7 protein-coding genes and 1 rRNA gene are annotated in these 8,336 nt (G+C 62.3%); 5 read left to right on the top strand and 3 right to left on the bottom strand.

The window, feature by feature from the left end:
- Positions 1 to 80: 80 nt before the first annotated feature.
- The gene (locus ACIPIJ_RS17725; RefSeq protein WP_401079839.1) at positions 81 to 422 is read left to right on the top strand and encodes a tryptophan synthase subunit beta; all 342 of its coding nucleotides are present in this window, start codon (positions 81 to 83) and stop codon (positions 420 to 422) included.
- 19 nt (positions 423 to 441) lie between these two features.
- Here the strand turns inward: ACIPIJ_RS17725 and lapD are convergent, their stop codons facing one another.
- Together lapD and lapG are read right to left on the bottom strand one after the other, a co-directional pair.
- Complete coding sequence (gene lapD / locus ACIPIJ_RS17720) at positions 442 to 2,388, bottom strand: cyclic di-GMP receptor LapD (protein WP_401078995.1); 1,947 nt, start codon at positions 2,386 to 2,388, stop codon at positions 442 to 444.
- 10 nt (positions 2,389 to 2,398) lie between these two features.
- Positions 2,399 to 3,160 carry a cysteine protease LapG gene (lapG, locus tag ACIPIJ_RS17715; RefSeq protein WP_401078993.1) on the bottom strand — a complete coding sequence of 254 codons (762 nt, stop codon included), beginning with the start codon at positions 3,158 to 3,160 and terminating at the stop codon, positions 2,399 to 2,401.
- 205 nt (positions 3,161 to 3,365) lie between these two features.
- Between lapG and ACIPIJ_RS17710 the strand changes: the two genes are divergently transcribed.
- From ACIPIJ_RS17710 to ACIPIJ_RS17695, 4 genes are all read left to right on the top strand, one after another.
- Positions 3,366 to 4,055, top strand: a complete 690-nt coding sequence (locus tag ACIPIJ_RS17710) for a GntR family transcriptional regulator (RefSeq protein ID WP_401078990.1) — start codon at positions 3,366 to 3,368, stop codon at positions 4,053 to 4,055.
- Between the two features lie 85 nt (positions 4,056 to 4,140).
- Positions 4,141 to 4,644, top strand: a complete 504-nt coding sequence (locus ACIPIJ_RS17705) for a sigma-70 family RNA polymerase sigma factor (RefSeq protein WP_401078987.1) — start codon at positions 4,141 to 4,143, stop codon at positions 4,642 to 4,644.
- Positions 4,628 to 5,605: a FecR domain-containing protein gene (locus tag ACIPIJ_RS17700; protein ID WP_401078984.1), complete on the top strand. Its 978-nt coding sequence runs from the start codon at positions 4,628 to 4,630 to the stop codon at positions 5,603 to 5,605. The genes ACIPIJ_RS17705 and ACIPIJ_RS17700 overlap by 17 nt, the downstream gene beginning before the upstream one ends.
- 216 nt (positions 5,606 to 5,821) lie before the next feature.
- Complete coding sequence (locus tag ACIPIJ_RS17695) at positions 5,822 to 8,191, top strand: TonB-dependent siderophore receptor (protein ID WP_401078981.1); 2,370 nt, start codon at positions 5,822 to 5,824, stop codon at positions 8,189 to 8,191.
- A 54-nt stretch (positions 8,192 to 8,245) separates the two neighbouring features.
- On the opposite strand, the gene rrf is transcribed toward ACIPIJ_RS17695, so the two are convergent.
- A 5S ribosomal RNA gene (rrf, locus tag ACIPIJ_RS17690) occupies positions 8,246 to 8,336 on the bottom strand; the annotation flags it as partial.

Below are 8,336 nucleotides of genomic sequence, written 5' to 3'. Positions count from 1 at the left end.
GCGCCGGGCTGACACGCCTGGTGAAAATTGCCTATGCTGCTGTCTACCAACAAGGAATCATCGTGACGAGGGACAACGCCATGTTCTACGTGCAACGCGACGACGAGGGCCGTTTGCTGCGGGTAGAACCTGCACCCTATGCCGAGTCCACCGAAGTCATTCCCGCCGACAGTGCCGAAATCCAGGAATGGTTTGCCGATGACGTGGTCGAGAACAGCCTCAAGCAGCTCAAGCAGAGCGACCTGGACATGATCCGTGTGCTCGAGGACTTGATCGAGGTGCTGACTGCCAAAGGCGTATTCAGCATCACCGACCTGCCGCCTGGCGCCCAGGCCAAGCTGCTCAGCCGCTCCACGGCGCGCAAGGCGCTGGGCGGCTTGAACAACCTGATCGATGACGAAGAGGGAGGCGGGCTGATCTGACCCGCCCTCTCATGGGTTGTCAGCGCCAGGGGGCAGGCTCGCCGACCAGTTGCCCTTGAATGCCTTCGACGCCCATTTCCACCAGCACCTGCCGCTCCCCTTCGGTCTCGACCCGCTCGGCGATCAGCGGCAGGTCGATGCTGTGCGCGGCACGCTGGATCGCCTCGATGAACAAGCGCTTGTGCTGCTCATGGTCGATGTTGCGGATGTAGCTGCCGTCGATCTTCAGGTAGGCCAGGCCCAGGTGCGCCAAGTTGCCGATCATGCTGAAGCGGCCACCGAAGCGTTGCAGCGCCAGCCCGAAGCCAAGCCCGTGCAGGCGCCGGGTCAGCTGCTCGAGCACGGCCTGTTCGGGCAGTTGCTCTTCACCGATTTCCAGAATCAGTCGCGGCCCCAGGGCGGTGTGCTGGGCGAGCAGTTCGTAGACCCGTTGCAGCGCCTTAGGGTCGGCCAGGGTTGCGGCGGACAGGTTCAGCGCCAGCACCTGGTCATGGCCACGCAGGTGCGCCAGCACCTTTTCCAGCACCAGGACGTCCAGCCGCGGCATCCATCCAAAACGCTCCAGCCACGGCAGGAAGCGCCCGGCCGGCAATGCGTCGCCCTGATCATCGTGCAGCCGTGAAATGACTTTGTGGTGCAGCACGCGCTGCACCGCCTTGCAGTCCACCACGGGCTGGAAGAACAGTTCGAACTGGCCTTTGACGAAGGCCTGGTCTAGCCGCGTGTGCCAGTCGTGATGGCTGTCGCCTGCCACCGCCGCGGCGCCTTGCTCCAGGCATACCCAACCTGGCGTCGGCTGGTTTTCGGCGCGTGCCAGGGCCTCATCGGCCAGTTTCAACAGTGCTTGGGGTGCGTCGCCAGGGCTGAAGGGGGCCAGGCCGATACAAGCCACTGGGTCGACGTCGGTGGCACCCGTCTCGTGCAGGCTCTGCAACGTTGCCTCCAGGGCCTGGGCCAGCTGTACGGCTTCTTCATGCACCATGCTCGGCGCCAGCACCGCAAACTCGCCGCCCCGGCTGCGAGAAATCAGGTCTTTGGTTTCCGGGAAGCGGGCACAGGTACGCCGCAGCTGTTCACCGACCGCCTGCAACAGCTGGTCGGTGCGCTGGCCGCCCAGGCGGGCGTTAAGCCCTGCCAGGTCCTGCACACGCAATAACAGCAGGTAACCGGCACGGGCGTCTTCCAGGTTGCTGACCCGGTTGTTGAGCTGCATTTCGAAGTAGCGGCGGTTGGATAGCCCGGTCAGGCTGTCCTGATAGGACTCGGTACGCAGCCGCTCGCTGCGCTCGGCCTGCTCGGTGAACAGCGCCTTGAGCTTCTCGACCATCTGGTTCATCGCCTGCACCACACGGCGCAGCTCGGGCGTGCGCGGCAGCTCCGGCAGGCTGAGGAACTCGCGACGGGCAATGGCATGGGACTGCTCGACCATGTAGTCCAGCGGCCGCAACTGACGGCGCAGCAGCAAGGCGCCAAGCACCGCACTTGCCGCACCGCACAGCAGCAGCCAGCCCAGGCTGCCCAGGGCGCTTTGCCAGAGCTTGGCGATGGCGAACATCGGGTGGCTGATCACCTCGACCCGCGCCGCCTGCTGCCAGCCACGGCTGACGATGGCATCGCCACCGGCCGCCTCCAGCCCGATCAGGTGGATGAACCAAGCCGGAACGCCACCCGGGTCGGGCTCGGCGTGGCGCTCGACCAACACGGCATTGGAGCCGAGGTCAACGACCTTGATGCTCGCATAGTAGCCACTGTCGAAGATCGAACTGACCATCAGCTCGACCATGGCCGGGTCGTCGATGTTCGGCGTCAACGACAGCGCCAGCGCCGTAGCCGCGTCCTGGGCATGCGAGCGCAGCTGGTTGACGTACTGGCTGCGCGAACTCTCCAGGCTGACCATGAAGCTGCCGCTGAACGCGACCACCAGGAACAGGCAAATGGCCAACAGCAATTGTTTGAACAGTGACATCTGTGCTCCTTCAGTAAACCGGTTCGGCCGGGAACCCTTCGGCCTGCATTTTCTTCAGCACGTCCTGCCAGCGTGACAGGCGCTTGGTGTCGCCAACCTTCTTGTTGCCCGCCGCGCCGGTCAGCCACAGGCCTTCGCCATTGAAGGCGTAGACCGGCAACAGGTCGGTACGCTGGCTGGCCGGCTTGATCGCGTCCATCAGGCTGTCGAGCACCAGCGGCTGGGCCTGTGGGCTTGAATAATAGGTCAGCACCATGTGCGCGCGGTTCTGGCGCAAGGCCTTGACGTAAGTGATGCGCAATTTCTCGCTGGGGATGCCCATGCGCCGCAGGCTGAAATACTTGGCGATGGCGTAGTCCTCGCAATCGCCGGCACCCTTGATCAAGGCCTGGATCGGCGTGGCCCAGTAGTCCACCTCGTGCCACAGGTCGATGTCTTCGACGTAGCGCAACTGCTGGTTGAAGAACAGGTTGACCGCCTGCAGCCGCTGGAGCTCGGAACCCTGGTTTTGCGTGGCCATCAGGTTCTGCCAGGCATCGATGCGGCCCTTGCCCGCGCCAAGCGGGCCATACAGGGCCTGTGACTTGCGACTGATCGCGGAAAAATCCCAATCCGCGTGCAAGCCGCCCAGCAGCAAGCTACCCAGCAGTACAGCGAGGCCGATACGGCGCACAACGGTTTTGAGTACCCAGGGTATCGCCACTGCGAAGACCTGTTCAGACCAGTCGAAAGCAGCGATGGTGCGGCCTGCCACAGCAAAAGACAATGGCACCCTGCAATCATGACGCGCGGTTTCCGGTCAGCTATAACTTTCTTGATAGCGCTTGGTATATGGCGCTTCCTTTGCCCAGTGACTTCATCCACCATATCCCAGGGTCTTGTTTTCACTCGCCCTACTGCGTGCGCGGGTTTGACAAGCCCCCTTGCCTATCACTAGTGTCATTGGATCCAACTTTAGTCGTCGAGGCAGACTCCGCGTGGCCGAGAAAATCAAACTGAGCACCGTGCTGGCCAGCGAACAGCTGCCGGCACACCTGGCCCGTGCCGTGATCGAAGAGCGCCTGCGCAGCGCCATCCTCGATGGCCGCCTGCCGCCGGGTACCGCCGTGCGCCAACAAGAGCTCGCTACCCTGTATGGCGTCAGCCGCATGCCTGTGCGCGAAGCCCTGCGCCAGCTCGAGGCGCAATCGCTGCTCAAGGTAGAGATGCATAAAGGCGCGGTAGTGGCACCTTTGATCGGTGAAGACGCGGTCGACACTTATGCCTTGCGGGTATTGCTCGAGTCCGAGGCGCTGCGCCAATCCATCCCGCTGCTCGACGCCGAGGATATCGCCCGGGCCCGCAGCTACATCCAGCAGCTGGAGAACGAAACCCGGCATGCTGAAATCGGGCGTCTCAATCGGCTTTTCCACATGGCGCTGTATGGCAAGGCGCCCAACCAGAAATTGCTGCGCCTGATCGAAAACGAGCTCAACGAAGAGGAACGCTTCCTACGCTTCCACCTGTCGTCGATGGGGTTGGGCAAGTTGACCCAGGACGATCACAACGCACTGGCAGACGCGGCCAGTGACAAACTGGTGGATGAGGCCGTACGGGTTCTGGAGGCGCATCTGAACAATGGGGCTCGGGTAATCAGGAACTATCTGGACAAGCAATCCGCCCAGTAACAGCGCTGGCTGCAAATGCGGGTTGCAAACGGCACTCGCCCCGGCAAACAATGAGACTAATTATCATTTGTGCCGATGGCTCGTCATGCCCCCCAACGATTCCGTGCATACGCTCTACAGTGACCATCACAGCTGGCTGAACACGTGGTTGCGCGGCCAGTTGGGCAACGCCGCCGATGCCGCAGACCTGGCCCAAGATACCTTCGTGCGGCTGTTGCAGCGCCCTGAGCAGCCGCAGCTGAACGCGCCGCGGGCGTTCCTGCGCACGATTGCCCGCGGCCTGGTGATCGACCACTGGCGCCGTGAAGAGCTGCAGCGCGCTTACCTCGAAGCCCTGGCCCAGGTGCCTGAGGCGCAGGTGCCATCGGCCGAAACCCGTGAACTGCTGCTGGAGCTGCTGGAACGCATTGCACGTATGCTCGACGGGCTCAAACCCAAGGTGCGCCGGGCGTTCCTGCTGGCCCAGTGCGAGGGGCTGAGCCACAAGGCCATCGCCGAGCAGATGGGGATCTCGCTGCGCTCGGTCGAGCGGTATCTGGCCGAAGCGCTCTACCGTTGCTACCAGCTGCGTTATGAACACGAGTGCTGACGTGACGCCCTCCTCCAAGGCCGTGAAGCAAGCGATTCACTGGATGCTCAGCTTGCGTGAAAGCGGCAACGACCCGGTGTTGTCGCAGCAATGCGAGCGCTGGCGAAACGCCAAGCAGGAGCATGAGCTGGCCTGGCAGCGGGTGGTGAGCCTGCACCAGGATCTCGACCTGCGCGCCATCCCCGGGGCGGGTGTTGCCCTGCAGACCTTGGAGACTAGCCAGCGGCGCCTGCAGCGGCGCCAGGCGCTCAAGCTGCTCGGTGGTGTCGCCCTAGTGGGGACGGCAGGCTGGTTGGCCAACGACCTGGACAGTTTCAGCGCCTGGACCTCCGACTACGCCACCGCCACCGGCGAGCGCCGCAGCGTGCGCTTGCCCGATGGCTCCGTGCTGCAGCTCAACACGCACAGTGCCGTGGACCTGGCCTTCACCGAGCAGCAGCGCCTGGTCCGCCTGAAACACGGCGAATTGATGCTCACCTGCAGCGCAACACCCTATCAAGGGCGCCCGCTGTTGGTACAGACGCGTGACGCCCTGCTCGAAGGCTTCGAAGGGCGCTTTGTAGTACGCCAGGATGGTGATTGCACGCGAGTCAGCGTCAGCCAGGGCAAGGTCGCGATACACAGGCCAGGCACGGGTGAGCTGCAGTGGGTAGGCGACGGGCAGGACTGGCAAGTGGATGCGTTGGGCACACGACGCCTGGAACAGGTGGACATGGACCCCTCAGCCTGGGCGGAGGGGCTGATTGTAACCCGCAATATGCGCCTGGCTGATTTCCTCACCCAGGTGAACCGTTATCGCCATGGGTACCTCGCCTGTAGTGAAGACATCGCCAACCTGCGCTTGTCGGGGGTATACCGCCTGGAAGACCCCGACCAACTCCTGCACTTGCTACCACAGACGCTGCCCGTGCAGCTTCGCCAACGAACACGTTGGTGGATACGGTTGGAGCCCGTGGCCTGATTCAGCGCTAGGCCGAAATTTCTGGCGGGTTTGGGGGGCACGTCCGGCTAGGACAGTAAGCAATTCCATCTGCCCTCTAACGACCCGACGGACTTCGACATGCCCATCGTTACACCCTTAGCGTACGCCGCAAGCGAGAATGATTTTCGACCTGTCTTGAATTCAGCCAGGCTTGCCAAGGCGGTACGTGCCGCATTGTTCGGCACGGCCCTTGGCATGGCCGGCGTCCCAATGCTATTACACGCTGCCGAGGCAGTGCAGATAGGCCAGCAATACACGATCGCGCCAGGCCCGTTGAATGACGTGCTCAACCAGTTCGCCCGCCAAGCAGGGATCACCCTGTCGAGTACCCCGCAACTGACCGGCGAGCTACAGTCCAAGGGCCTGCAGGGGCAGTACACGACCGACCAGGCGCTGCGTCATGTGCTCAATGGCACAGGGCTCGAGGCCGTCAGCCAGGGTGGGCGTAGTTATGTGCTGCGCGCCCGGCCTGAAGACGCCGCTCTGTCCCTGCCCGATACCGACGTGCGCGGCTTCACCTTGGGCAACGCGCTGGGCAGTATGGAGGGTTACAACGCTACCCACAGCCAGGTCGCGACCAAGACCAGCATGCCACTGGTGGAAACCTCGCAATCGGTGTCGGTGGTGACCCGCCAGCAGATCGAGGATCAAGGCTCGCAGACCGTCGCCCAGGCCATGCGCTATACCCCAGGTGTGCTGACCAACCCCTACGGCGCCACGCACCGTTATGATTACGTGGCGATGCGCGGCTTCAATGACGGTTCTGTAGACAATATCTACGTCGATGGCCTCAAGTCGATGGGCGATAACGGCACGTACAGCACCATGCAGGTGGACCCGTACTTCATTGAGCGTATCGACATCCTCAAAGGGCCTTCCTCGGTGCTCTACGGTCGTAGCTCCCCCGGCGGCCTGGTGGCACTGACCACCAAGAAGCCACTGTTCGAGGCCTACCACCAGGTGCAGGCTACCGTGGGCACCCAGGGGCAGCGTGGCATGGGGTTCGACTTCAGCGGCCCACTGGATGACGACAAGCGTATCGCCTATCGGTTGACCGGGCTTGCCGATGCCTCCGACACGCAGTTCGACCATAACAAGGAAGAACGCTACGCCATCGCGCCGGCCATCAGCATCGACTTTACCGAAGATACCTCGCTGACCCTGCAGGCCTACCTGCAGCACGACCCCAACGGTGGCTACCACGGCGGCAACCCGGCCGACGGCATGCTGCACAAGCGCAACGGGCTGCGCCTGTCTGATCATTTCTTCGAAGGTGAACCCGGCATCGATAACTACGAACGCACCCAGCAGTCATTCAGTTACCAGTTCGAACATCGCTTCAATGACGTTTTCACTGCACGGCAGAACTTCCGTTACCAGGATTCCGACGTGTCGATGGACCAGGTCTACTCGGCCGGCTGGGCCGATGCCAACAGCAATATCCTCAACCGCGCCTACACCGGTGGTGACGAGCGCCTGCACTCCTACATCATCGACAATATGCTGCAGGCGGAATTTTTCACCGGCGCGGCCAAGCACACGCTGCTGCTGGGTAGCGACTATCAACGGCGCAAGGCCGATGTGGCATGGCGCTATGGCAGCGTCGACCCGCTCGATGCCGGCAACCCGCAGTATGGCAATGGCAACCTGCAGGTACTCGGCGAGAACCGCTATCAGCGCCGTTTGCAGCAGACCGGGGTGTACCTGCAGGACCTTGTCGAACTGGACCAGTGGCGCTTCTCGCTGGGCCTGCGCCAGGACTGGGTGAAGGTGTCCGAAGAGAACCGTGACAGCGATACCAGGGCCAGCGATGACCGCACCAAGTTCACCACCCGCGGCGGGGTGCTTTACCTGTTCGAAAACGGTCTGGCGCCCTATGTCAGCTACTCGGAATCGTTCAACCCCAACACCGTGTCCGATCAGGACGGCCGGCCACTGGCGCCAACCGAAGGCACCCAGTGGGAAGCGGGCATCAAGTATCAGCCACCGGGCAGCGACAACCTGTTCACGGCATCGATATTCCGCATCGAGCAGGAGAACCTGGCATCCAAGCAGCCGAACGAAGACTTCTATCGCCCTGTAGGCGAAGTACGCTCCCAGGGCCTGGAGTTGGAAGCTCATGTACAGGTGACGGACAACCTCAAGCTGTTGGGCGGGTACACCTTTACCGATATCGAGTATTCCAAATCGATGCCGAGCTTGGTGTCGGCCCAACTCGACAACAAAGGCAACTCGCCAACCCAGGCGCCGAAGCAAATGTTCTCGCTGTGGGCCGACTACAACTTCCGCCAGGGGCCACTTGATGGGCTGCGCCTGGGTGGTGGGGTGCGCTACGTGGGGTACAGCTGGGTGGATGCGGAAAACAGCATGAAGGTCCCCTCCTACACCCTGTTCGACGCCTCGGTGGGCTACGACCTGAGCAAGGTGGGGCTCCAGGGTGTGGACGTACGCCTGAATGCCAACAACCTCACCAACGAAACCTACATCGCTTCGTGTGCCAGCCTGAACTATTGCTACATGGGTGAAGAGCGCAATATCAGCGCAACGGTCAGCTATCAGTTCTGACCCGGAAAAGACAAAGCCCCTGTCTGCATTGCAGACAGGGGCTTTGGGTTTGAATCTTGACGATGACCTACTCTCACATGGGGAAACCCCACACTACCATCGGCGATGCATCGTTTCACTGCTGAGTTCGGGATGGGATCAGGTG

Source organism: Pseudomonas sp. NPDC087185 (genome assembly GCF_044744955.1).
GTDB lineage: Bacteria > Pseudomonadota > Gammaproteobacteria > Pseudomonadales > Pseudomonadaceae > Aquipseudomonas.
This window is presented reverse-complemented; position numbering and strand designations above follow the sequence as displayed.